This window comes from Corynebacterium hiratae (assembly GCF_009708045.1).
GTDB classification, from domain to species: Bacteria; Actinomycetota; Actinomycetes; order Mycobacteriales; family Mycobacteriaceae; genus Corynebacterium; species Corynebacterium hiratae.
The window spans coordinates 50688-73678 of the sequence record NZ_VIOG01000007.1; the positions used below are offsets into that span (position 1 = coordinate 50688).

Here is a 22991-nt window from a genome sequence, read left to right on the forward strand (position 1 = left end):
GTGCCAAGTGCCGATGGCTCACTGCTAGCTTGTGCTAGCCCCACTGCTGGTTCATTGCGTCTCGTGCGAGTCGAGGGATTTGCGCAATTGCGCCAGTGCACGATGCTGTGCCACGCGGACTGCGCCAGGGGTGGACTCCACAATTTCTGCGGTCTCCTCTGCCGACAGCCCCACGAACACACGCAAAATGATAATGTCCCGGGCCTTGTCACTTAACGTATCGAGCATGGCCCGCACTCTGTTACTACCGTCCATGACCAGAGCGGATTCTTCGGGGGTAGCGTCCTCAGCGGCGTCTTCCGGGACGTCGTCCGTGGGGTGGGTGTGATCGCGGCTGAGGGCGCGGTGGGCGTCGGTCACCTTGTGGGCAGCGATGCCATACACGTAGGCCATAAACGGGCGACCCTTGTCCTTGTACGTGCCAATCGACGTCGCCACCGCCAAGCAGATTTCCTGCGCCACATCCTCTGCCGTCGGTTGGCGGTGGCCGCCGATGCGGGCGCGGCAATAGCGCAGGACCTGCGGGTGAATAATGCGCATGATGCGCTGTAGGGCGCGGCGGCTACCGTCGACAGCGAGCGGAACGAGGTCCGCTAGTTCCTTATCGCTGTCGCGCTTCGACGCCGCTGAGGAGCCGCTCGCGTCTGTAGCTTGAGTAGCCACTGCCATCCTTGCTTGTTCTGCTTGGTGTATTAGTTCATATTCTGCACGAACATCATGTCACAACCTTTGGTTGAAACCCGAAACGACGGGCCTATTCCCCGCCCTTCGACGGCTATGAGAAAAGTTCATACACCGTTCATCTTAGATGTAGGTGCAGGTCATCAAGGGTAAAAGTGAGAGTTTTCGGCTTGCTACACCTACATGTCAGCATTGCGTAACGCGCCGTTTACCCAAGGGGGACACACTTCTATCTCGTCTCACCTCGCCCCGGTGCTCAGGGCGCCACCCCGTGCAAAGGCTTGCCCACAGCACGATGCGCACCCGGGCGCTCTATCTTTGATTAAGGAGAATCGAACGTGTCTCAGTCCTTCCTGCTCCCCGGGCCGAATGCGGACTTTTGGGATTGGCAGCTCCACGGGGCATGCCGTGGAGAAAACTCTGACGTGTTCTACCACCCGGACGGCGAGCGCGGGCGCGCCCGCGCTCAGCGCGAAAGCCGCGCCAAGGCGATCTGCCACACCTGCCCAGTCATCGAAATGTGCCGCGAACATGCCCTGGCCTCCGGCGAGCCCTACGGCGTGTGGGGTGGCATGAGTGAATCTGAGCGCGTCGTAGCTCTGCGCTCGCGCGACGCTCACGCCACCGTCAGCGCCTAAGCCCCTCGCTTCACGTCTCGCAGCCGTGGCTGGGTCAAACGCGATGTTTCTTTAAGTAGCATCACTTCCCGGTCGTGCCGATGATCTTCGCGCCGTGCCCCCGCACTCCGTGCCCACACCCCCATGAGCATCACGTGGCTAGGCCCTTAGAACAATTACTCACCGGCCGGTGAAGGCACAGACCGGCCGGGCACAGGACAAAGGCCCGCAGCCCCTTCCCCACGTACGGGGCTTGGGCGACGGGCCTTTTCTTGTAGCTCTTTGCTATTCCCGGAGAAACGTTGTTTCCCCGCGCTTTTAGTGGGCGTGCGCGTGGCCTGCCTGTGCCGGTTCCTCCTCGGCGGGCTTCTCCACCACGGAAGCCTCGGTGGTGAGCACCATGCGGGCCACGGAGGCGGCGTTAACAACTGCGGAGTGGGTGACCTTCACCGGGTCGATGATGCCCTGCTCCAGCAGGTTGCCGTATTCCAGGGTGGCGGCGTTGAAGCCTTCACCGTTGGCCTGCTCGGCAACGCGGGCGACGACGACGGAACCATCCAAGCCGGCGTTCTCGGCGATCCAGTAGGCCGGGCGGGTTAGCGCGCGGGCTACGGCCAGCACACCTACCTTGGCCTCGCCCTCGAAGCCCTCGGCGAAGGCCTCAAGCTCCTGGGAGATCTGGACCAGCGCGGAGCCGCCCCCAGCGATAACGCCTTCCTCGACGGCCGCGCGGGCGGCGTTGATGGCGTCCTCAACGCGCAGCTTGCGCTCGTTGACCTCGGTCTCGGTAGCGGCACCAACGCGGATGACGGCAACGCCACCGGACAGCTTGGCCAGACGCTCCTCGAGCTTCTCCTTATCCCAGGTGGAGTCGGTGCGCTCGATCTCGCGACGCAGCTGCTCGCGGCGCTCCTCGACGGCCTCTGCAGTACCTGCACCATCCACGATCACGGTGTCCTCCTTGGACACGGTGACGCGACGTGCGGAGCCGAGAACCTCCGGGCCGACCTCCTTGAGGTTGATGCCAACCTCCGGGTCGACGACCGTAGCACCGGTGACAACAGCCAGGTCATCCATGAAGCCCTTGCGACGCTCGCCGAAGTACGGGGACTTCACGGCGGCGACCTTGAGGACCTTGCGGATGGAGTTCACGACGAGTGCCTGCAGCGGCTCGCCCTCGATGTCCTCAGCGATGATCAGCGTCGGGCGCGAGGACTCCGCGATCTTCTCCAACAGCGGCAGGAAGTCCGGCAGGGAGGAGATCTTGTTGCAGACGAGGAGAATTGCGGCGTCGTCAAGCACGGCGTTGTAGGTCTCCTCCTCCGTTGCGAAGTACGGGGAGAGGTAGCCCTTGTCGAAGGAAATACCCTCAGTAACGTCCACGGTGGACTCGATGGTCTGGGACTCCTCGACGGTCACGACGCCGTCCTTGCCCACCTTGTCCATCGCGCCGGCAACCATCTCGCCGACCTCCGCATCGCGGGAGGACACGGTGGCAACCTGGGAGATCTCCGCGGAGGAGTTCACCGGGGTGGCGCGCTTCTTGAGCTCCTCGACGACCTTCTCAGCCGCCGCGGCGATGCCCTTGTTGAGCTCCACCGGGTTAGCGCCGGCAGCAACGTTGCGCAGGCCTTCGAAGACGAGTGCCTGGGCCAGCAAGGTGGCGGTGGTGGTGCCGTCGCCGGCGATGTCGTTGGTCTTGACGGCCACGGACTTCACCAGCTGGGCGCCGAGGTTCTCAAAAGGATCGTCGAGGTCAATGTCGCGGGCGATGGTGACGCCGTCATTCGTGACGGTCGGGCCACCGAAGGCCTTGGACAGCACGACGTTGCGGCCGCGGGGGCCGAGGGTGACCTTGACGGCGTCGGCAAGCGTGTCTACACCGCGCTGGATGCCCTCGCGGGCCTCCTGGTCAAATGCAATCAGTTTTGGCATAGGGTTAATCGCCTACTTTTACTTCTCGATGACAGCGAGCAGGTCACGAGCGGACAGCAGGAGGTACTCCTGGCCGTCGTACTTCAGCTCGGTGCCGCCGTACTTGGAGAAGATGACGGTGTCACCCTCGTTAACGCCAACCGGGACAACCTCGCCCTTATCGTTGGTGCGGCCCGGGCCAACGGCTACGACGGTGGCCTCCTGCGGCTTCTCCTTCGCGGAGTCCGGGATAACCAGGCCGGACGCGGTGGTGGTCTCAGCTTCAACGATCTGGACGAGGACCTTGTCCTCCAGCGGCTTGATGTTTGCCATGATGATTTCCTCCAAAGTGTTCTTAATGCGCGTCCACGTGGACGCGCGTGTGCCGGTTGTGGGTAGCCCAGCACAGCCGTCGTCGCGGGTGAACAACTGTGGGTCAAAACAACCTGCCTAGCACTCTACCCTCGCGACTGCTAGCCCTCAACAGCCCGGGCCGCTAACCCGTTCGCCCTCCGCGAACGCCGCCCTCACGCGCGCGAGAGTTGTCATGTTTTCCGCCACAACCTCGGCCAATAGAACCGGAGAGAGTCCCGAAAACCACCAAAGACGCTCGGGCTCGAGACGAGCCGTCGCGTCCTTGGGTTCCTGAGGGCTGCGCTAACGCACCCTCGGCCTGCCTATGGGAGTTAGGGATTTAAACCTGCTTATCGGAGTTGATGACGGCCGCGCGCCACAGGTTGTATTCCTCCGGGTTATCCTCGCGGTAGTTCTTCACCGCGCGGATGCCGTGCTCCACGGCCTCGACGACCTCGTCGATGTTCTTGTCGTCGCCGTCGGCAGTGACGAAGATGACCGGGCCGCAGATGGAGCGGATCGGGTCCTGCAGGAAAGCAGAGTTGCCGGTAGCGGCGGCGTTGCGGGCCAGGGAGGCCACCGGGTTCGGGTCGGCGTCGTCAGCCTTCGCGTTCGGGTTGAACAACGCCGCGTAGGTCTGGCCATCATCCTGGAAGGCCACGGAAACGCGATCCTCAGTGGTACCACCGAGGAATTGATTTGCCTGTTCGAGCTCAAACTCGATGATGCGACGGGACAGGTCAGGGTTAACGAGGAATCCAGTGGTCATAGCGGTGTGAGCTCCTTGTGTGTGAGCCGGACAATTATCGGTCATCACACTACCGGCACCCTGGAGGTTGCGCATCCGCTAGCGCGCAGCGGCCACGAGCGGAACCTCCACCTCAAGCTGCGTATCGGTCCCACACGCCAGGCCGGAAGGTTCAGCGCCTTCGTGGATGAGCTGGGCAGCCACCGCGGCGATCATCACACCATTGTCGGTGCACAGCTTGAAACGCGGCACGCGCAGCTCGATGCCCGCAGATTCGCAGCGCTTCGCCGCCAAGGCGCGCAGGCGCGAGTTCGCCGCCACGCCGCCACCGAGCAGCAGCACCTTGGCGCCGGTGTCCTGGCAGGCGCGCACGGCCTTGGCGGTGAGCACATCGGCCACCGCCTCCTGGAAGGAGGCACACAGGTCCTCAACCTGGACCGTGGTGCCTCGCGCTCGGCCTTTTCCACGTGGCGTGCCACCGCCGTCTTGAGCCCTGAGAAAGAGAAGTTGTGGCGGTTGGGCCCGCGCAGGTCTTCGGCCTTGGACAAACCTCGCGGCAGGTCGATGGTGGGCTTTCCTTGGGCGGCCAGCTTATCGATGACCGGCCCTCCCGGATACCCCAACCCTAGGAGGCGGGAGACTTTGTCGTAGGCTTCGCCGGCGGCGTCGTCAAGCGTGGTGCCCAGCTCCTTCATGGGTTTGCCCACGGCCTCCACCTCGAGCAGCTGCGTGTGACCGCCGGAGACAAGCAGGGCCACCGAGTGCGGCAGCTCCTCGCCCTCCAGGTTGGCCACCGCGACGTGCCCGCCGAGGTGGTTGACGCCGTAGAAGGGCACGCCCCACGCGGAGGCGAAGGCCTTGGCTGCCGACGCCCCGACGAGGAGTGCGCCGGCGAGGCCCGGCCCCACGGTGGCGGCCACTGCATCTGGCTTCTCGACGCCCGCCTCCTCCAACGCCGCCTTCATCACCTGCGGCATGGCTTCGAGGTGGGCGCGGGAGGCAATCTCCGGAACCACGCCGCCGAAGCGCGCGTGCTGTTCCATGGAGGAGGCGACGACGTCGGCGCGGATCTCCATGTGGCCGTTATCAGACAGCTCGATGATGCCCACGCCGGTTTCGTCGCAGGAGGACTCGATGCCGAGGATTAACATCTCTCACTCTTTCGTGGTCGGTACATGGTGTGGGCGTCCGCGCCGGAGGGCTGATAGTAGTTGCGGCGCAGGCCGTTGATGACAAAATCATAGGCCTCGTAGAGGCGGATGGCCGGATCGTTGCCCACGCGCACTTCGAGGAAGATGGGCGCGTCGTGGGAATCTGCAAGCTCGACGATGGCGTCCATCATCAGCCGCGCGATGCCGCGCCGCTGGGCGGCGGGGTCGACGCCGATGGTGTGGATTTCGTACTCCGGCCAGGCGGCGGGCCCCATCCGTCCCACGCCGGCGTAACCGAGAACTTCCGCGCGGTTGTCGTTGTGGTCTTCGCGGTTGACGCTTGCGTCAACCGCCCAGTAGGTGGTGTGGCCCGCCGCGATTTCCTGCTCGAAGGCATGCGCCGGCCATGGGTGTTCGCCGGGGAAGAGGACCTTCTCGAGCTCAGCACAGCGCGGCGCGTCCGCGGGGGTCAGTGGGCGCAGCCTCATGATTCGGGAGTGTCCTCGATGCCGCCGACGAGCGCGGCCGAGCGCGGCTTGGTCTGTGGCTCCACGGCATCGGGACGGCGCAGGTAGAGCGGGACGAGTGGCGCGGGTTCAGCGGACAGATCAGCGCAGGCCACCAAACCCGCGGCGCGCGGTGTGGCCCACTCGCGGGGAAGGTCAGCGATACCTTCCGGCAAACGCGGGGCGATGGACTCTGGGAACACTAGGCGCGTGCTCTCCGGACTCGAAAGTCCGGCGGCGCTCAGATCGAGGGATTCCGGCTTCGATACGTTCGGGCCGCTACGGCGCTCCCCTTCGTCATAGGTGGCCCAGTAGACCTCTTTGCGGCGAGCGTCGATGGCCACCAGCCACTCCCCCATTCGACCATGCGCGATGGCATCCAAGGTGCACACGCCGTGTACCGGCACGTGGAGGGCCACGCCCAACGCGGAGGCGGTGGCCATGCCCACGCGCAGGCCGGTAAACGGTCCGGGCCCCGTGCCCACGACGATGGCGGAGAGATCTAGGTAGGTCAGGGAGGCGTCGGCAAGCAGCTCCTCGATGGTAGGGATGAGCTGCTCATTGTGGGCGCGCGTACCGCTGATGACGCGGTCGATGCTGTCGCCAGTGTCGGTGTCAACGATGCCCGTGACCAGATCCGTGGTGGCGGTATCGAGTGCGAGGACCTTCATTAGCCCACGAACTGCCAGGCAGGAGCGTCCTCATTGTCAGCACCCTGCTGCAACATCTGGTCATCACCGCGCAGGAACTGCAGCGGCTCGCCCGGCTGGATGCCGCGCAGCGGCGGAGCGTCCTGGCCCTGGGCCTTGGCCATCTCCACCTGCTCGAGGACGCCGGAGCAGAGGTCCACCTGGGAGCGGTTCAGCTTCTCCACCTGGTACTCCTGATTGACGCTCACGGTGACAAAGTAGTTCTCATCCTCCGCCACCTTGCCGTCGACAAAGTCGATACCGGCGACATCCACGCCGCCTTCCCCAAGCTGCTGCTCCGTAGCACCCGGGCAGACGACGAGACCGGCAATCCAATCCTGGCCGTAGACGTCGGGGACCAAGAGCGCGGAGAAGCTCAGGTTCTTCGGGTACGTGTCCAAGGTTTCACCCAACGTCGAGGAAGGCTCCTCCGGCGAGCGGGTCATGGACAGCGCGATGAGCAAGCCAAGGACGATGGCAAAGCCGCCGATGACTACGGTCGTGATGAATTGGCCGATTTTATTCATGGGGATGTGCTCCTAATAATAGGGAGTTCAGTACGGGGATATCCTACGCGACCGCCCTGCAGCGACCCTGACCGGCCCTTCCGGTGCCGAGAAAAGGATCAGACGATCAACAGGGCAAGGACCTGACACATGAGGATCTTGCCGATCATCGCCGTGGGGTACACGGTGGCATAGCCGCGCTCTGCCAGCTGGGTGCCGGTCTGGGGGTTGAGGTAGGCCATGATCGCCGGGTTCGTGGTCATGCCTGCGGCGATGCCCATCGACTCATCAAACTTCAGGCGCAGCACCAGCATGGATACCGCGATGATGCCGATGGCGGAGACCAGCGACAGCACAATACCCACGCCCATATACTTCAGGGAGGTCGGATCCGACAAGGCGTCGCGGAACTGGCCGCCTGCCGACGTTCCCACGCCCGCCAGGAACAAGGTCAACCCCAGCGTGGAGATAGTCTGCTTGGCGTGGAAAGGAAGCTGCCAGTTAATCGGGCCCGAGCGGCCCAGCGCGCCCAGGATGAGGCCGACGACGATGGGGCCGCCACCGAAGCCGAAGGACAGCGTCGTGCCGCCTGGCAGCGGAATCGGGATAGCACCGAAGAGCAGACCAATGAAGAGGCCGAGGGCAAAGGGGAAGAGATCGACGTTGCCGAGTTTGGCTTCGGAGTCGCCGAGGAAACGGCGGACGTCGTCAAGCCTGCCCGGCGCGGTGATGACGCGCACACGGTCCGAGTAGTGCAGGACGGTTTCCTCGTTCGGCACGACGTCGGAGTCACCGCGGCGCACGCGCGCGATGAGGAAGCCTTCCTTGACAGTGTCCAGGTCCTTGAGCTGATAGCCCGCAACACGTGGGCTGGACACGGTCAGGCGGCGGTAGACCAGGCCATCTTCCTCGTGGAGGTTGAGGTGGATCTCCTCACCCAGCTGGGAAATCGCACTATCGAGCGCTGGTGCCGTGCCGTTAAGCAAGAGCTCCATGCCGGCGCGCAGCGGCAGCTCCGGGTAGGCCAGGTTGTGGTTGTGGGGATTGTTGACGTGGCGGGTAGCGATGACGCGCTCGCCAGTCACCTCCTGCAGCTCCCCTACCGTTGCGTCAAAGTCGCGGGTCAGGCGCACCGCCCGCCACTCCAGCGGCTCCGCAATCATGCCCTCGGCCCGGGCGTCCTCAACGTGATTCACGCGCAGCGCCTTCGCGCCGATGGCGGCCACCAAAATGGTTCCGATAATGCAGCCAGGGTAAGCCAAGGAATAGCCCACCACCGGGGTGCTATCGCCGCCCAGGGCCTCGACGACCGCGGCCATACCGGGCGTCGAGCTCAGCGAACCTGCCAGCGTGCCCACGCTGATCGCGGGGTCCAGATCAAAGAGGCGCATCGCTAGGGTTGTCAGCCCCGCGAGCAGGAAGAAGAAGACGATGACCACCATGGACATCTTCCAACCGCGCCGGCGGAAATCTTCGAAGAAGCTGCGGCCAAAATTCAGGCCGATAACGTAGACGAAGATGGCCAGGCCAAACTGATAAACAAAGGCGGGGACCACGATGTCCGGGTTCGCCGCGGACAAGCCCAAGGCCACGAACATCGCCGCTGCGGCGCCGAGCGAGATGCCGAAGACATTGATCTTGCCAACAGCTAGTCCCACCGCCATGATCAGAAAGAGCGTCAGCAGGGGCTGTTCGGCAAGAAAAGCCAGCACGTTAGTTCACCCATTTCCATGTAAAGACGCGGACGTCATCGTCCGAGTCGCGGTTGATTGTGATGGCGAGGTACGCATCGGACAGGCGCTCCATGAAGCCCCCACCCCACTCGGCAACGACCACGGCGTCCTCGATTTCGGTGTCCAAGTCTAGACTGTCCAGCTCCCCCAACGGATCATCCGAATGATCGAGCAAGCGGTAGGCATCCACGTGCACCAACGTCGGCCCGCCCACGCGGGAAGGGTGCTCGCGCGCGATGACGAAGGTCGGCGACGTCACCCGCCCCTTCACCTGCATCCCGCGGGCAATGCCCTGCGTAAAGGTGGTTTTCCCGGCACCTAAGGGGCCGTCGAGGATCACCAAGTCCCCTGCTTCCAACGCCGCGCCCAGCTCTTCGCCGAAGGCCTGGGCATCCTCCGGGGTGGCAGCCACACGGCGCCCTTCGTGCGGAAAATCACTGCGCATCGTTAGCTCCTTCACAATAGGTGCGCGTGGTGCGCCCGGTGGGGCGGCACACCACTTCATAGTTGATGGTGCCAGCGGCCGCGGCCAATTCTGTAGCGCTCATACCGCCGCGCCCAAAGATAACGGCGGTGTCCCCGGCGCGCACGCCATGAGAGTTCGCGCCGAGGTCGACGACGATCTGGTCCATGCAGACCCGCCCCACCTGCTGGTACAACTCGCCACCAATGCCTACCTGCAGCGCCCCCTGAAAGGCGCGCGGCAGCCCGTCGGCATAACCCACGCTGACGGTGGCGAGCTCGCGGTCACTATCCGCGGTCCAGGTCAGGCCATAGCATGTGGACTCCCCCGCCGAAATCGGCTTCACGGCAACAACGGAAGCCTCCCACGTCATGGCTGGTTCCAGCCCATGGTCGAGCCCGGCCACCGGTTCAAGCCCGTACAGGGCCACACCGGCGCGCACTTGTTCAAAACGTGCTGAGGGGCGAGTCAATGCCGCCGGCGAATTGGCCAGGTGGTTCAGCGGGCACTCCAGCCCCACCTCGCGTGCAAGCGCTAGGGCCTGGCGGAATTCCGCCTCCTGATGATCATTGTGCGGGTGCTCCGGCTCGTCCGCACAGGCAAAGTGGGACATGAGGCCTAGGACGGTGATGTGGGGGGCGTCGGCAAGCAGGCGGAAGGTCTCCTGCCACGCATGCTTGTCGACGCCCGACCGGTGCATCCCCGTTTCCACCATCACGAAGGCTTCGGTGGGCGCTTCGGCAGCCTCGATGAGGGCTCGTGCGTGCATCAATGATGGGATGCCGATCTGAATACCAGCGGCAAGCGCCGGGGCGAGGTCCTCCGTTGGCTCCCACAACCAGGCAGCGATGGGAAGGTCCTCGATGACGCCTCGCAACTCCACGGCCTCGACGAGCGTGGCCACCCCGAAGGCGTCTGCCCCCGCCTTCGCCATGACCGGTGCGCAGCGCTGCGCACCGTGCCCGTACGCGTCCGCCTTGACCACGCACATGAGGCGGGCCGGGGCCACCGCCTCCTTCACGCGAGCAACATTGTGGGCAATAGCGTTGAGGTCAACGGTGGTTTTTAACATACCCACCATTGTGCCACTTGAGGGCTCAGCGCTATTCGACGGTCACCGACTTCGCAAGGTTGCGCGGCTGGTCCACGTCGTAGCCCTTGGCGGTGGCTACACCGCAGGCGAAAATCTGCAGCGGCACAGTAGCCAGCAGCGGCTGCATGAGCGTCGGCGCCTGGGGAATGCGGATGATGTGGTTGGCGTAGGCCTCGACCGCCTCGTCGCCCTCTTCCGCGATGACGATGGTGATAGCGCCGCGGGCGCGGATCTCCTGGATGTTGGAGACAACCTTGGCGTGCAGGGAATCGCGACCGCGCGGGGAAGGCACGATAACGAAGACCGGTTGACCCTCCTCGATAAGCGCGATCGGGCCGTGCTTGAGCTCGCCGGCAGCGAAGCCCTCCGCGTGCAGGTAGGCAATCTCCTTGAGCTTGAGCGCGCCCTCCAGCGCGACCGGGAAACCGACGTGGCGGCCCAAGAAGAGCACCGACTTAGCGTTCTCCATAGCGTTGGCTAGGTCGTAGACCTGCTTTTCGTTGTCGATGACTACCTGGACCTTATCCGGCATCGCACGCAGGTCATCCAGGACGGAGTTGACCTCATCGGAGAACATGTTGCCGCGCAGGCGCGCTAGGTAGAGGCCCAGCAGGTAGGTCGCGGTGATCTGCGCCAGGAAGGCCTTGGTGGAGGCCACGGCGATCTCCGGGCCGGCGTGGGTGTAGAGGGCGGCGTCGGACTCGCGCGGAATGGAGGAACCCTGGGTGTTGCAAATAGCAATCACCTTGGCGCCCTGCTGGCGGGCGTGGCGCACTGCCATGAGGGTATCCATGGTCTCGCCCGATTGGGAGAGGGCCACGACCAGGGTCTTCTCGTTGACAATGGGATCGCGGTAGCGGAACTCGTGAGCCAACTCCACCTCACACGGGATGCGGCACCAGTGCTCGATGGCGTAGCGCGCGACGTGGCCGGCATAAGCGGCGGTGCCGCAGGCGATGACGATGATCTTGTCGATGGACTTGAGCACCGACTCCTCGATGCGGATCTCATCGAGGACCAGGTTGCCGGTCTCATCGAGGCGGCCGAGCAGCGTATCGCGCACTGCTGCTGGCTGGTCGTGGATTTCCTTCTCCATGAAGGAGTTGAAGCCGCCCTTTTCGGCAGCAGCGGCGTCCCATTTGATCTCGAAGGGCTTGCCCTGGGCGGGGTTGCCGTCGTAGTCAGTGATCTCGATGTCATCCGCGGTGATGGTCACGACCTGGTCGTTGTCCATCTCCACGGCGGACTTGGTGTAGTCGATGAAGCCGGAGACATCCGAGCCCAGGAAGTTCTCCCCCTCGCCCAGGCCGATGACCAGCGGCGAATCGCGGCGGGCAGCCACGATGCGATCGGCCTGCTCGGTATGGATAGCCAGCAGGGTGAACGCGCCTTCCAGGCGCTTGCCGGTCAACTGCATGGCCTTGGTGAGGTCGCCGTGGGCCTCGTTGTGGAAGACATCCGCCAGCAGGGTGGCGGCAACCTCAGTATCGGTCTCGGACACAAAGTTGTGGCCCTTGCCCTCCAGCTCGCTCTTGAGCTCGGCGAAGTTCTCGATGATGCCGTTGTGTACGACGGCGAGCTTGCCGCCGTCCACGACGTGCGGGTGGGCGTTCAGATCGGTTGGACCACCGTGAGTAGCCCAGCGGGTGTGCCCGATGCCCAGGACGGAATCCTTGAGTGGGCGCGCAGCGATTTCGGCTTCCAGCGCAGCGACCTTTCCAGCCTTTTTGCGCCAGGAGATCTCCCCATCGGCGTACATTGCGACGCCTGCTGAGTCATAGCCGCGATACTCCAATCGGCGCAGGCCCTCCAGCACAACGTCGAGGGCAAAGTACTCACGACCATCGGTGTTATGGCCAATGTATCCAACGATTCCACACATGGAACGGAATTTTACAGCATGATTTAACGTGCCGAATCGCAAGGATCGTGCTTAAAACCTTCCCCCACCTATCTGGTACATGTCCACCTCTTTGTCTACGCTTTCCTCTATTCTGTAAAGCGTGTCTGCGAATTTGAAGAAGCATCTCGGTACGTTGTCCAAGCGCGGCCCGCACCGCGTCCTCGTTGGGGACCTGTCTTATGCAGGGCTAGAAGGCAAGGTCTACACCCCTGCTGAAGGCAAGGGCCTGCCCGCCGTGGCGTTTGCTCACGACTGGACGAAGAGCATCAAGGACTACCACGCCACCCTCCGCCACCTGGCCAGCTGGGGCATCGTGGTGGTTGCTCCCGATACGGAGACTGGTGTCTTTGCCAAGCACCGCAACTTGGCTGCTGACCTCGAATCGGCCCTGCAGATTGCCGCTGGCGTTAGGCTGGGCGCTGGCAAGATTTCGGTGTCCGCCTCCAAGCTGGGCGTTTTCGGCCACGGCATGGGCGGCGGCGTAGCCACCTTGGCTGCCGTGGATAACCCAAAGGTCCGCGCCGTCGCAGCCCTCTACCCTGCTGATACCTCACCATCCGCCGTTCAAGCTGCCCGCACCGTCAAGGCACGCGGCCTCGTTATCGGCGCGGGCCAGGATGACATCTTCCGCGCCGGCAACCCCGCAAAGCTGGCCAACGCGTGGGGCGGACCGGTGGCCTACCGGGAGATTGCCAAGGGCACGCAGTCCGGTTTCAGCGAGGATAAGTTCTTCAAGTTGGCGCTCGGTTCCGGCTTCTTCCAGGGCTCCGCAGTCGAGACCGCCCGCGGCCTTGTGACCGGCTTCTTCCTTTCCACCCTGGCTGGCGAATCCAAGTATGACGGCTTTGCGGATGCCGATGCCTCCGCGAAGGGCGTTGAGAGCTTCACCGGCGAGGACCTGGCTCAACGCGCCGGCTTTGAGCACAGCAAATAAAGCTCCAACGAAAGAGCGCTTCACAGCGCGGCTTTTCCTAACTACAGCAGGACGATCAGTTGTCGTCCTGCTTTAGTTGTTTTAGCTTAGGGACTTCAAGAAAATACCAGGCAATAAGTGCAATGCCCGGCAGAAGCAACTGAGCGGCCGTCCACAGCTTTATGTGGGACATTTCTCTGTCGAATTTAATCTCAATGCCAAGCACAACAAAAGCCACCAAGAGGTACAGCATGGGAAGAACGCCCCACAGGACGTCATGAAGCCAAGGCACTGTTGTCATGCGGCATTCTCCTCACCCTGGTTGATACGTGCAGTAGGCAGTCACCTCACGGTATCACCTGTGGCTGCGAGGAACCAGACTTGTTTCTCGCTGCTGCTTCAGCTGCGCCTGAGCACCGACTGCACCTGACCGCGCGGACGGCCCCGGCCCTGCCCCTGCGCTTGACTATGCGGCACGCCCCTGGACTCTGGGTTTCGCCCCGGCGTATGTGTGTGCGGCGCATGTGTGTGCGCTTGGGCTTGGGCCGCGCGCTGAGCGGACTTCTCAAGCTCGTCCTGTGCCTTGGCCATCGCTTTCTCAAACTCCAGCAGCCGTGCGGCTGTGCGCTCGCGGAATCCACGTGCGAACTCATCGAAATCATTGTGCGGCATTACCACTGCCCTGCCTTTCGCGCCTGTACGGATGGGGAATCTGGGCTTTCTTCCGGTGCCGTTTCCGGTGTCATTTCTGGTGCGGCTCCCGCGCCGGGAGCCGGCCCAGACGCTGGCTCAGGGGGCGGTTCAGGGGCTGGTACCGGTGCAGGTTCCGGCACTGGTGCCGGTGCCGGCGCTTCCGCTGCCTGCATATGCGCCAGCTTCTCCGGTGGAGCTTCTGGCTCGGGAACGTTATTTAGCTCTGGCGGTGGTGGCGTGACTCCGTTGTCCGGGGCTGGTTCTGGTGCCGGCGGTGGACCTGGCTCCGGTTCCGGCTGCGGCTCGGGTTCTGGTTCGGGCTCAGGCGCAGGTTCCAGCTCAGGCTCCGGCAGATTCTCAATGAAATCCACGGCGGCTTCAGCCAGCAGCCCAAGCCCCAGAATGGCAACTCCTACGCCTAGGATGCCCAGACTTCCGCAGCAGGATTCCTCCGGCTTACACTCACAGGATTCCGCGTTAGGACTCTCGCCGCTTTCTTCCTCACAGTCTTCAGCTACTACAGGCTCGTCAGGCTCCTCGACCTCTTCGACTTCCTGCACCGCCTCCTCTGGGCAGTCAGTCACCTCCGCTTGCACGGGTGCGGTGGGCACGTCAACCTCGCTGGGTGCCTCTATCCCGGCGTCGGCCGGCGTGGTGGTTCCCACGTCGCGCGGCTGCTCAGTGCAGGTACAAGACTGCTGCGACTCCTTCTCCGCGTGGCACCCGCACGGCTTGTGCTCTTCTTCTGTTGCGGTGGAATCGGGTGTGGGCTGCGCTTGCGCTGCGGGCTCAGTCGGCACGGTATGCGGCGTGTTCGGTTTCGCTGGCCGAGGCTTATCCTCAGCCGGCGGGCACTCTTCTTCCGTCACCGCCGCGGGCTGCGTTGGCGCAGGTTTTTCTGGCGGTGCCACCGGTTTGTCTGGTTCCGGCTCGACTGGTTGCTGCGGTGCAGGGGGCTGCTCTGCCGACGCCGGTGGCGTTGGCTGGGCTTGCGCCGGTGGCGGTGGTTCTGCGGGGCTTGCAGGTTTCGTCGGTTCACAGGGCTCAGGATCCGGTTGTGGGCACTCCTTCGGCTTCTCCTCGCAACCGCATTCAGGCTCAGGCGGGGTTTCCGGCAGCTCCCGCTCGCATACCTCGGTGCAGCGCTTTTCAAACTCGCCGTAGCAATTCTCAATGGCGGTGTCGCGGTCCCGGCAGGTTTGCGAAATGGTGTCATTCGTCTGGTCGATCAGGTCACCGCCAATGCGCGAAATAACCGGGACGATGGCCTTGCCCAACGGGTGCCGCTGCAGCAACATGGTCAAGATATTCAGCAGCGGAATTACTGCAGAAATCAACTCCGCTACGGCAGATTCGGAAACACTGACCACGTCTTCGATGGCCTCGGAGCACTGCTGCGCGGACTCCACCAGATCATCGGCTTCGTCCCTTTCCTTCTCAAAGTCATCCTGCACGCCGCGCAGGTGATCCATGATCGCTCCCCCAGCCAGCGACAGCACCGTGCCAAGGAGGAAATCCCGCAGACCATTGCCGCCACGCAGTGGACGTCGCGCGCCCATCGCCGACGCGGTATGCGTCACGAGCTCTCCTGGGTTGATCCCGTCGACGGAACCGACCATGTCCCCCAACAAATCAATCGGTGTGCTGGGACCGGAGTAGCCGCCAAGGCTCGCAGCCTGAAATTGGGAGACTACCTGTGAATAATCGCCCAGCAGTGACTTGATCATCGTGGACATCAGTTCGCCCCCGTTTCCTGGCTGCCGAATTGGCCAGCGAGGCCACGGTCGACGTCGCCAAAAGCCCGCACCTGCTCGCGCGCAGCACCCGCGGTGGCCGATATGTTCTCCAAGCGCCACGCACCGCGCTGGTGTAGCCGACTCAGCAACGCCTGAATCTGCGCCCCATGCCCGCTAAAATCCCGCCCCGCAGAAGACGGGGCAAAGCTCGGCCTGTCCCCGCGGTGCGCGTCACTTTGGGCGCGGGCTTGGTCCATGACGTCGTCGAGAAGCCGCGTGGCTTCCTCCTCATCAAAAAATACGTCGGGCATGTGCGCCCTCCTTCTCGTCCACAACAAACAGTGATTCCTGCTCTTATTGGACTGAGAAAGCCACCCGCCGGTTCCCCACCACACAGAAAAAGAAGAAACCCCAGGCCAAAGGCCCAGGGTTGCGATTATGCGGGTAGAATTAAACTGCAGCAACGACGGCAGCGAGCTTGCCCGCTACCTTGCGTGCCTGCTCCTTTTCAGCTGCTTCCACCATGACGCGGAAGAGCTCCTCTGTGCCTGAGGGGCGCAGCAGGACGCGGCCCGTATCACCAAGCTCTGCCTCGGCGGCGGCAATAGCTTCCTTGACTTCGGGGGCATTGAGGATGACCGCCTTATCGGACACCGGCACGTTGATGAGCACCTGCGGCAATACCGTCATCACGGAGGCCAGCTCCTTGAGAGTCTTGCCGGACTTAGCCATGCGCGCCATGATGGACAGTCCCGTCAGTGTGCCATCGCCAGTGGTGCAATCATCCGGGAGCACGACGTGACCGGACTGCTCGCCGCCCAGGGAGAAATCACCGCGGTTGAGCTCCTCCAGCACGTAGCGATCCCCCACGGCGGTTTCCTTGACCTCAATGCCCTGCTCCTGCATCGCCAGCTTCAGCCCCAGGTTCGACATCACGGTGGCCACCAGGGTGTTGAAGCGGAGGTCGTTCTCTTCCTTCATGCCCACCGCGAGGATCGCCATGATCTGGTCACCGTCAACGACGTTGCCCTCAGCATCGACGGCTAGGCAACGGTCAGCGTCACCGTCGTGGGCCAGACCCAGATCAGCGCCGTGCTCGACGACGGCCTCCTGAGTCTTCTCAATGTGGGTCGAACCGCAGTCCTCGTTGATGTTGAAGGCATTGGGCTTGTTGTGGATAGCAATGACCTCAGCGCCCGCTGCCTCATAGGCCTGCGGAGCAACCTTGGAGGCAGCACCGTTTGCGGTGTCGACGACAACCTTGATACCGCTCAGATCCGTGGTGACGACCTCTGCTAGGTGCTTGAGGTAGCGCTCCCGGCCGTCGGGGGCCTCCGAAATAATGCGGCCAATCTTGGTCCCCGTGGGCCCACCGTCGGTGAGGTTGTCCATGGCAGCCTGGATGCGGTCTTCCACCTCATCCGGCAGCTTCTTGCCGCCCGCGGAAAAGAACTTGATGCCATTGTCCGGCATCGGGTTGTGGGAGGCGGAAATCATCACGCCGAGGTCCGCCCCAAAATCATCGGTGAGGAATGCGATGGCCGGGGTCGGCAGCACGCCGACGCGCACGACGTCGACGCCGCGTGAGGCCAAGCCCGATGCAATCGCCGCATCCAACATCTCGCCCGACACACGCGGGTCGCGCCCAATAATCGCCAGCGGGCGGCGCTCGTAGGACTCCCGGTCCGAGGTCAGCACCTCCGCCGCTGCCTGTCCTAGGCGCAAAGCCAGAATGGGAGTGAGCTTCTTGTTCGCGAGGCCGCGAACTCCATCGGTTCCAAAAAGTCGAGTCATAGTTGTTTATTATGCCCGCTCCCCCTTGCCTGGCGCAGGTCGGCTCGCTCTTGTTGTGTAGACTTCTTCCCACCTTCTGCCCTGTGAGCAGGGCCGGTGGGGAGTTTCCCCAGTTAACGCGCGCGCTGGGCCGTCCTCTGCTTGAATAATCATCATGTCCTATGCGAAAGGCTTGACGCGCGTAAGGGAGTCGAAGGGAGTGAAACTCTTCAAAACCCTCACCGATGGTGTGCTCACCAAGTTCAACATGGCGATACTCGCTGTCGCAGCGCTATTTCTGGTGCTCGGAAATACCGAGCCCGCGGAAACGGAAGAACCTGCAGTCATCGCTCCGGGCGAAACGGTGGAGTTGCAGCAGGCCCAGGTGGTCGTCGATAAGCCCCGCGTCGAGGCCGGCCAAGTCCACGTCACCGCCACGTTCCTCAACACCCAAGACACCGCCTTCACGGACTACCAACAGATGTTTAGCCTTACCCGCAATGGTGAGCCTATCCCCTTTGAGCAGTTCTCCATCGCGCCTTCACTGGAGAACGGGGCGGTGACCAGACCCAACCCCGGGGTTCCCTTCGCCGTCGACATCACCGTCGACGATGCCCCCGGAACAGCGCTTGTTCTCAACGATCTGACGGTGCGCAAATCCAGCCTGGACATGTCCTACCGCTGGTTTGACCCCACCCCCGTAGCAGAGATGGAGTTGGCATGACCCACCGCAAATCTTCCTCCCTGCCCCTGCTCAACCGCAAGAAGGTCCCCATGATCGCCGTGGCCGCAGCGATCACCTCCCTGGGCATCTTCATTAGTGACCAGCTGCCCGATCCGCGCGAGGTGGAATTCTCCCACTTTGAGTACACCGACGAAATACCCGGGCACACCCGCATTAGCCAGGTAGACGTCCACACTCGCCCACTGGCGTCCGGCGACTACGCGGAATTCACCGGTACTCTGCCCGAGGGCGAGGAGCTCAGTGAGCTGTATGAAGTAGCCGTCGATTTCACGCTGGAGCGCACTCACTCCTACCCCCTGAGCCTGAAATTAGAAGACTCCGAGGGCCGTGTTTTCCGCACGACCACACCGCAATGCGACGCCGAGGTCGTCTCCCTCCCCATGACCTGTACCAGTCTCTTTGTACTCCCATCGGATTCGCTGGGCCCCGCCACGCTGGCGCTGGAAGTGGAGAATCTCCTCGGCGACTTCCACCAACAACCGGTCCCCATGGGCAAGGAACTTCACACAGCCGTGGAGGTTAAAGCATGACGTCCCAAGACACAGCATCGAAGAAGGCCTCGAAGGCGTGGTGGTGGGCAGCAACTCTTCCGGCGCTCGCGATCATGGTGGCGGCCTCCTCCTCCGTCATGGTGCACGGATACCGACCGCTGTCGGTCCATTCGACCGTCGAGGCCACCAAGCAAGAGCCCGCCGAGTTCAGCTTTGATTACCAGCTAGACCAGGACACCGCCCAGCGCTCGGCGACGGTCACCCTGGCCGCCATCGACAAGGCAGACCCCTCCGAATTCGGCTCCCTTTATGCCGACAAGAACCTCATGGATCCCCCTGCGCTCCCCGGGGACACCGCACTCTACAAGGCCACCGTGGACTGGCATGCGGATCCGGAAAGCCCACTGGAAGGCTGCGAGGTCGGGCTCCGTGACGGCCAAGGGATCGAGCAACCTGTCCGCCTCGTGTTGTCCCCGCAGGACGTGCCGACCGATATGCCCGCCGCCTTCCCCAACCTCTGTGAACCCGAAGGGGCTGCGGGGCCGATGGCCATCAATCCTTTCGAATTAGATGCCAATATCCTCCCCGAGTCCAGCGCGCGGCCGGCTGAATGGGAGATGACGTACTACTTCGTCACCAACGCCGATTTCGAGCCTTCCGAATTATTCGTCACCTGGGGCGCCCCTTATGAGGTGCGCCTGCACACAGGCGCTTAGAAGCCTTCTGCGCGGACAACCTCCTCAACGTCCTCCGCGCCCGGATCGGTCTTGTTCCATGGCCACGACACCATAACCTTCTCTTCTGGGTAGTAGACGAAAATGTCGCCACCGCCGAATCCATCTTTGCCCCATTCGTTGACGAGGACTTCCGGGGCGGATCCATTCGCCTCGCGAACAGTTCGGGTCGACGTCTGGAAGGCATCGTCCTGATAGTCGGGCAAGGCCCTGTACATCTCTTCGGCCTCCTCCCCAATGACAATGTCCCGCGGACTATGGAATGTCATGAGCCCCTCAGCGTCCTGCTCCTTGGTAAGCCACGGCTTGCAGGAATAACCATGGGCTCCTTCAAGTAGCGCATTCTCGGATTGCAGCGGTGCTTCGGTACACAGGGCGATCTTCTCAATGAAGGCCTCCGGCAAGACGTCCGCGGTCTCAGGGCGCAGGTTCACGATGTGGTCCTCCCGCAGGTCCGGACGCGCCAGCTCCTCGCCGGACCCGCGCCTGTTGATCTGCTCAACCGTAATCCCGCCAGCAACCAACACCACCGCGACGACCAAGGTGAGGATGTTGAGCTTGCGCGCGCTGATGTGGGTATCAGGATCGGTCGTGGCTTCTGCGCGATCCACGTCACCGGCTTGAGTGTGCTCAGTAGTCTGTGTCACCGATTCCACCTACTTTTCCCCCGCCTGGCTCGCTGGGACGGTAGATTCAGCGTCCGGCTCCTCGCCTTGAATTTCGTCTGTGTTCTCATCTGCGTCCTCCGCCTCGGCGTACTCAGCGTTGAGGAAACGGTCCAGCGCGGCTACCACCAGCGGAAGCGCAACGAGGAAGTACACGGCTCGGGCAAGGACCAGCACATAAGGCTCAAGCCCAATGGTGATGGTCCCCAGCGCCAGCGGTTTGATGATGGCACGCAGGGCATAAATGACGCCCAGCTCAGCTCCCGAAGCTAGGACGAAGACGAGGCAAAAGGTCAGCATGGGGACCGCACCGGCGACTGCCAGCGTCTTGAAATTGCGCCACGCATTACGGAAGGGGCCGACGAGTGGTTGCGCGGCGTTGTCCAGCATGTCCCGTGTCGTTCGGAAGGCGGCCTCCGAATAGCGGCGCCCATAATCGGCCCACATCTTCTGTTCGGCATGCGGGGAGAGCTTTCCTCGTTCGGCGGGACCTTCGATGGGGGCATCGGCTACCGTCTGCAAGGGCGGTACCGCGTCCTCCTCGCCTGACGTGTCCGGCTCAGAACTGTCCTCTTTTCTGGTCAGGCTCGTGTTGTAAACCACCGCGCCGAGGGTCAGCCATGCGAAGGGCACGACGATAAAGTTGCCGATTTGCGCCGCGTTATTCCACAGCCACCCAATCACCGCACCAATGACCCAGGTGTGGGCGACAATCCAATCCTTCGCCGTGACAATAGAGTCCCATACGGGGCCAATGCCTTGCCGGCTAAGAATCCACACACGGACCTTCTCAAAATTGCTGGTGATGCTTAGCGACGCCGTGGCCATCCACAGCACCTCCAGGTACGCGGCCGCAGTGGCCACGCCAAAGGCGCGCTCCCCCAACTGCAGCGCACCAATGAGTTTGCGCAGCACCACGATAGAGATGAGGAACCCTGCAAATAGCCATCCGGAGTTTATGAACGAGCGCCCGAAATCATAATCGAGAAAGCTGGTGGCCACCTCGATGGTCACGGAGTCGTAGACAAAGGTCCGCGCGTCATCGCGCAACAGGCCGTGGGAGGAATACACGGTGAGGAACGGGATGAGGAGGCCACCGACGGTCAGCAGCGTGGTCTTATCCAGTTTGCTAAAGCGGGTCTCGCCGCCAAAGAACTCCATGGAAGGTTGCATGATCCAAAAGCACGCAATGACGCCGGTCATCACAGAAAGCGGCGCAAAGGGGAAGATGAGCGTGGCGGCCAACGGCGAATACTCAGAAATGACCACCGCCAACCACAGCACCGCCGCGCGCACGGCCAGCGACAGGCAGATAACCGTGATCAGCTGCGGCAGGTACCGCCACAGCAACTTTGCTGCGTCCAAGGGGACCGATAGTGCGTCCCGCACGCTCTCAAGAATGACTTTCACGCCGCTTAGTATAAGGAGAATCACACCAGTGCGCTGGCCGAACGGGGAAAGCCGCCACCTCCCACGAAAGGGAAGCAGCGGCTTTCGAAAATGCAGTATGCGCGAAGATTAACGCTTGGAGTACTGCGGGGCACGACTGCCTTGTGCAGACCAGCCTTCTTACGCTCCACGGCACGAGCATCACGGGTGAGCAGACCGGCCTTCTTCAGGGCCTGGCGGTCAGCCGGGTTGTAGATGTTCAGTGCGCGGGCGATAGCCAGACGCAGAGCGCCGGCCTGGCCGGTCGGGCCACCACCGGTGACGGTGACCTTGAGGTCAAACTGGCCCTCGCGCTCGAGGATGGTCAGCGGCTGCAGGATGTCCTGCTGGTGCAGCTTGTTCGGGAAGTACTCGTCAAAGGCACGGCCGTTGACAGAGATGTTGCCGGAACCAGCGACGAGGCGGACACGAGCGATGGCGCGCTTACGGCGGCCAACGGTCTGAATCGGGCCCTCGTGGATAGCCGGGGCAGCGGTCTCAACCTCAGCCTCGGTGTCGGTTGCCAGGGAATCACCGATGGTGTTGGTGAACTCCTCGGTAGCGGCGGTTGCTGCAGCGATGTCGGCAGCGTCGGCTACATTGTTGTCGATGTTCTGCTCGGTCATTACTGTGCCACCTGCTTAAACTCAAAGGTTTCCGGCTTCTGGCCGGCGTACGGGTGCTCCTCGCCCACGAAAACGTGCAGCTTCTTGATGGAGGCGTTGGAAAGCTTGTTGTGCGGCATCATGCCCTTCACAGCTTCCTCGATAACGCGAACCGGGTTGGCGTCCAGGGACTGACCAAGGGTCATGGACTTCAGGCCGCCCGGGTAACCGGAGTGGCGGTAGCGCATCTCGCGCTCGCGCTTGTTGGAGGAAATGTGGATCTTGTCCGCATTCAGGATGATGATGTGGTCGCCGCAATCAACGTTCGGTGCGTACTGGGGCTTGTGCTTACCGCGCAGCATGTCAGCCACGGTGGAAGCAAGCTTGCCCAGAACCACGTCGGTAGCGTCGATGACGTACCACTTGCGGGTGATGTCACCGCTCTTCGGGTGGAAAGTAGACAAAATGACTCCTTGAAAGTCTGTCTCGGAACTGCCGGCCAACGCTATGTAAGCCCCTACGCGGTACATACAGCGGCCGGTGGAGACCTGCAGCACGCGCGCACCCACGTAGACGCGGGTGCGGACACATAGGTGTTTCACTTTAGTATGAGGCTGTTTGAAAACCCAAAACGCCGATATCGCCCCTCACCAACGCCTCCATCCCCAGATACTTCGGGGTGGGGGTAGAGACAGAAACGTTGATGAGAAGCGATACCGGCGCCTTTCACTAGGTGGGCGGAAAGTGCTGACTGTGAGGCGGTGCGTCCAGCCCTTCCATTCACTACACCCCTCTCCTAGCCCTTCACGCCTTCCTCCACGCCACCCACCGCTCATGGTTGTGAATGGTG

24 protein-coding genes and 2 pseudogenes are annotated in these 22991 nt (G+C 62.8%); 5 read left to right on the forward strand and 21 right to left on the reverse strand.

The window, feature by feature from the left end; genetic code table 11:
• Positions 1-51: 51 nt before the first annotated feature.
• A complete protein-coding gene (locus FME68_RS07510) occupies positions 52-669 on the reverse strand; it encodes a sigma-70 family RNA polymerase sigma factor (protein WP_158397009.1) in 618 nt (205 codons plus the stop codon).
• A gap of 350 nt (positions 670-1019) precedes the next feature.
• Between FME68_RS07510 and FME68_RS07515 the strand changes: the two genes are divergently transcribed.
• Positions 1020-1319: a WhiB family transcriptional regulator gene (locus FME68_RS07515; RefSeq protein WP_046648418.1), complete on the forward strand. Its 300-nt coding sequence runs from the start codon at positions 1020-1022 to the stop codon at positions 1317-1319.
• Between the two features lie 297 nt (positions 1320-1616).
• Here FME68_RS07515 and groL read toward each other — a convergent pair whose 3' ends face one another.
• From groL to glmS, 11 genes and pseudogenes are all read right to left on the reverse strand, one after another.
• On the reverse strand, positions 1617-3233 hold the full coding sequence (gene groL, locus FME68_RS07520) for a chaperonin GroEL (RefSeq protein WP_158397011.1): 1617 nt from the start codon (positions 3231-3233) through the stop codon (positions 1617-1619).
• 18 nt (positions 3234-3251) lie between these two features.
• Positions 3252-3551 carry a co-chaperone GroES gene (gene groES, locus FME68_RS07525; protein ID WP_167595557.1) on the reverse strand — a complete coding sequence of 100 codons (300 nt, stop codon included), beginning with the start codon at positions 3549-3551 and terminating at the stop codon, positions 3252-3254.
• 355 nt (positions 3552-3906) lie between these two features.
• Positions 3907-4335 (reverse strand): hypothetical protein, encoded by a 429-nt coding sequence (locus tag FME68_RS07530; protein ID WP_049157036.1) that lies wholly within the window; start codon positions 4333-4335, stop codon positions 3907-3909.
• Positions 4336-4413: 78 nt separating this feature from the next.
• A pseudogene (gene tsaD, locus FME68_RS07535) lies at positions 4414-5465 on the reverse strand (tRNA (adenosine(37)-N6)-threonylcarbamoyltransferase complex transferase subunit TsaD).
• A complete protein-coding gene (gene rimI / locus FME68_RS07540; RefSeq protein ID WP_049157032.1) occupies positions 5459-5953 on the reverse strand; it encodes a ribosomal protein S18-alanine N-acetyltransferase in 495 nt (164 codons plus the stop codon). The pseudogene tsaD and the gene rimI overlap by 7 nt, the downstream one beginning before the upstream one ends.
• The gene (gene tsaB, locus FME68_RS07545; RefSeq protein WP_158397014.1) at positions 5950-6642 is read right to left on the reverse strand and encodes a tRNA (adenosine(37)-N6)-threonylcarbamoyltransferase complex dimerization subunit type 1 TsaB; all 693 of its coding nucleotides are present in this window, start codon (positions 6640-6642) and stop codon (positions 5950-5952) included. Before tsaB ends, rimI begins: the two co-directional genes overlap by 4 nt.
• The gene (locus FME68_RS07550; RefSeq protein WP_046648423.1) at positions 6642-7187 is read right to left on the reverse strand and encodes a hypothetical protein; all 546 of its coding nucleotides are present in this window, start codon (positions 7185-7187) and stop codon (positions 6642-6644) included. The genes tsaB and FME68_RS07550 overlap by 1 nt, the downstream gene beginning before the upstream one ends.
• Positions 7188-7285: 98 nt before the next feature.
• Complete coding sequence (locus FME68_RS07555) at positions 7286-8878, reverse strand: aspartate:alanine exchanger family transporter (RefSeq protein WP_328287773.1); 1593 nt, start codon at positions 8876-8878, stop codon at positions 7286-7288.
• A gap of 1 nt (position 8879) precedes the next feature.
• On the reverse strand, positions 8880-9344 hold the full coding sequence (gene tsaE, locus FME68_RS07560) for a tRNA (adenosine(37)-N6)-threonylcarbamoyltransferase complex ATPase subunit type 1 TsaE (protein WP_070754639.1): 465 nt from the start codon (positions 9342-9344) through the stop codon (positions 8880-8882).
• Complete coding sequence (gene alr, locus FME68_RS07565; protein ID WP_158397016.1) at positions 9334-10434, reverse strand: alanine racemase; 1101 nt, start codon at positions 10432-10434, stop codon at positions 9334-9336. The genes tsaE and alr overlap by 11 nt, the downstream gene beginning before the upstream one ends.
• Before the next feature lie 31 nt (positions 10435-10465).
• The gene (gene glmS, locus FME68_RS07570) at positions 10466-12337 is read right to left on the reverse strand and encodes a glutamine--fructose-6-phosphate transaminase (isomerizing) (protein ID WP_158397018.1); all 1872 of its coding nucleotides are present in this window, start codon (positions 12335-12337) and stop codon (positions 10466-10468) included.
• A gap of 121 nt (positions 12338-12458) precedes the next feature.
• On the opposite strand from glmS, the gene FME68_RS07575 reads away from it, so the two are divergent.
• Entirely contained in the window at positions 12459-13292 is an 834-nt protein-coding gene (locus tag FME68_RS07575) for a dienelactone hydrolase family protein (protein WP_049157025.1), read from the forward strand.
• Positions 13293-13347: 55 nt separating this feature from the next.
• On the opposite strand, the gene FME68_RS07580 is transcribed toward FME68_RS07575, so the two are convergent.
• From FME68_RS07580 to glmM, 5 genes are all read right to left on the reverse strand, one after another.
• Positions 13348-13572 carry a hypothetical protein gene (locus FME68_RS07580; protein WP_049157023.1) on the reverse strand — a complete coding sequence of 75 codons (225 nt, stop codon included), beginning with the start codon at positions 13570-13572 and terminating at the stop codon, positions 13348-13350.
• 98 nt (positions 13573-13670) lie between these two features.
• Positions 13671-13943 carry a hypothetical protein gene (locus tag FME68_RS07585; protein WP_046648430.1) on the reverse strand — a complete coding sequence of 91 codons (273 nt, stop codon included), beginning with the start codon at positions 13941-13943 and terminating at the stop codon, positions 13671-13673.
• A complete protein-coding gene (locus tag FME68_RS07590; protein ID WP_158397020.1) occupies positions 13943-15700 on the reverse strand; it encodes a zinc metalloprotease in 1758 nt (585 codons plus the stop codon). The genes FME68_RS07585 and FME68_RS07590 overlap by 1 nt, the downstream gene beginning before the upstream one ends.
• Positions 15700-16011 carry a hypothetical protein gene (locus tag FME68_RS07595; RefSeq protein ID WP_158397023.1) on the reverse strand — a complete coding sequence of 104 codons (312 nt, stop codon included), beginning with the start codon at positions 16009-16011 and terminating at the stop codon, positions 15700-15702. The genes FME68_RS07590 and FME68_RS07595 overlap by 1 nt, the downstream gene beginning before the upstream one ends.
• A gap of 139 nt (positions 16012-16150) precedes the next feature.
• The gene (gene glmM, locus FME68_RS07600) at positions 16151-17494 is read right to left on the reverse strand and encodes a phosphoglucosamine mutase (RefSeq protein WP_049157018.1); all 1344 of its coding nucleotides are present in this window, start codon (positions 17492-17494) and stop codon (positions 16151-16153) included.
• A gap of 199 nt (positions 17495-17693) precedes the next feature.
• Here glmM and FME68_RS07605 point away from each other — a divergent pair, with 199 nt between their 5' ends.
• From FME68_RS07605 to FME68_RS07615, 3 genes are read left to right on the forward strand one after another with little or no spacing between them, the layout of a single operon-like run.
• Positions 17694-18197, forward strand: coding sequence for a hypothetical protein (locus tag FME68_RS07605; protein ID WP_158397025.1), 504 nt, complete (start codon positions 17694-17696; stop codon positions 18195-18197).
• The gene (locus tag FME68_RS07610; RefSeq protein WP_158397027.1) at positions 18194-18748 is read left to right on the forward strand and encodes a hypothetical protein; all 555 of its coding nucleotides are present in this window, start codon (positions 18194-18196) and stop codon (positions 18746-18748) included. Before FME68_RS07605 ends, FME68_RS07610 begins: the two co-directional genes overlap by 4 nt.
• Positions 18745-19425: a hypothetical protein gene (locus FME68_RS07615; RefSeq protein ID WP_158397030.1), complete on the forward strand. Its 681-nt coding sequence runs from the start codon at positions 18745-18747 to the stop codon at positions 19423-19425. The genes FME68_RS07610 and FME68_RS07615 overlap by 4 nt, the downstream gene beginning before the upstream one ends.
• Here FME68_RS07615 and FME68_RS07620 read toward each other — a convergent pair.
• From FME68_RS07620 to rplM, 4 genes and pseudogenes are all read right to left on the reverse strand, one after another.
• Complete coding sequence (locus tag FME68_RS07620) at positions 19422-20090, reverse strand: hypothetical protein (RefSeq protein WP_158397032.1); 669 nt, start codon at positions 20088-20090, stop codon at positions 19422-19424. The genes FME68_RS07615 and FME68_RS07620 overlap by 4 nt on opposite strands.
• Positions 20091-20099: 9 nt before the next feature.
• Entirely contained in the window at positions 20100-21518 is a 1419-nt protein-coding gene (locus FME68_RS07625) for a hypothetical protein (RefSeq protein ID WP_158397034.1), read from the reverse strand.
• 108 nt (positions 21519-21626) lie between these two features.
• A pseudogene (gene rpsI / locus FME68_RS07630) lies at positions 21627-22162 on the reverse strand (30S ribosomal protein S9).
• Entirely contained in the window at positions 22162-22605 is a 444-nt protein-coding gene (rplM, locus tag FME68_RS07635) for a 50S ribosomal protein L13 (protein WP_010189505.1), read from the reverse strand. The pseudogene rpsI and the gene rplM overlap by 1 nt, the downstream one beginning before the upstream one ends.
• Between the last annotated feature and the right edge of the window lie 386 nt (positions 22606-22991).

Excerpts from the sequence above, each read along its gene's own strand:
- glmM (WP_049157018.1), bottom strand. The coding sequence starts at position 17,494 with ATGACTCGACTTTTTGGAACCGATGGAGTTCGCGGCCTCGCGAACAAG.
- FME68_RS07610 (WP_158397027.1), top strand. The coding sequence starts at position 18,194 with ATGACCCACCGCAAATCTTCCTCCCTGCCCCTGCTCAACCGCAAGAAG.
- glmS (WP_158397018.1), bottom strand. The coding sequence starts at position 12,337 with ATGTGTGGAATCGTTGGATACATTGGCCATAACACCGATGGTCGTGAG.
- FME68_RS07590 (WP_158397020.1), bottom strand. The coding sequence starts at position 15,700 with ATGTCCACGATGATCAAGTCACTGCTGGGCGATTATTCACAGGTAGTC.
- FME68_RS07530 (WP_049157036.1), bottom strand. The coding sequence starts at position 4,335 with ATGACCACTGGATTCCTCGTTAACCCTGACCTGTCCCGTCGCATCATC.
- FME68_RS07615 (WP_158397030.1), top strand. The coding sequence starts at position 18,745 with ATGACGTCCCAAGACACAGCATCGAAGAAGGCCTCGAAGGCGTGGTGG.
- FME68_RS07580 (WP_049157023.1), bottom strand. The coding sequence starts at position 13,572 with ATGACAACAGTGCCTTGGCTTCATGACGTCCTGTGGGGCGTTCTTCCC.
- FME68_RS07595 (WP_158397023.1), bottom strand. The coding sequence starts at position 16,011 with ATGCCCGACGTATTTTTTGATGAGGAGGAAGCCACGCGGCTTCTCGAC.
- FME68_RS07585 (WP_046648430.1), bottom strand. The coding sequence starts at position 13,943 with ATGCCGCACAATGATTTCGATGAGTTCGCACGTGGATTCCGCGAGCGC.
- alr (WP_158397016.1), bottom strand. The coding sequence starts at position 10,434 with ATGTTAAAAACCACCGTTGACCTCAACGCTATTGCCCACAATGTTGCT.
- tsaE (WP_070754639.1), bottom strand. The coding sequence starts at position 9,344 with ATGCGCAGTGATTTTCCGCACGAAGGGCGCCGTGTGGCTGCCACCCCG.
- rimI (WP_049157032.1), bottom strand. The coding sequence starts at position 5,953 with ATGAGGCTGCGCCCACTGACCCCCGCGGACGCGCCGCGCTGTGCTGAG.
- FME68_RS07550 (WP_046648423.1), bottom strand. The coding sequence starts at position 7,187 with ATGAATAAAATCGGCCAATTCATCACGACCGTAGTCATCGGCGGCTTT.
- tsaB (WP_158397014.1), bottom strand. The coding sequence starts at position 6,642 with ATGAAGGTCCTCGCACTCGATACCGCCACCACGGATCTGGTCACGGGC.
- FME68_RS07510 (WP_158397009.1), bottom strand. The coding sequence starts at position 669 with ATGGCAGTGGCTACTCAAGCTACAGACGCGAGCGGCTCCTCAGCGGCG.
- groL (WP_158397011.1), bottom strand. The coding sequence starts at position 3,233 with ATGCCAAAACTGATTGCATTTGACCAGGAGGCCCGCGAGGGCATCCAG.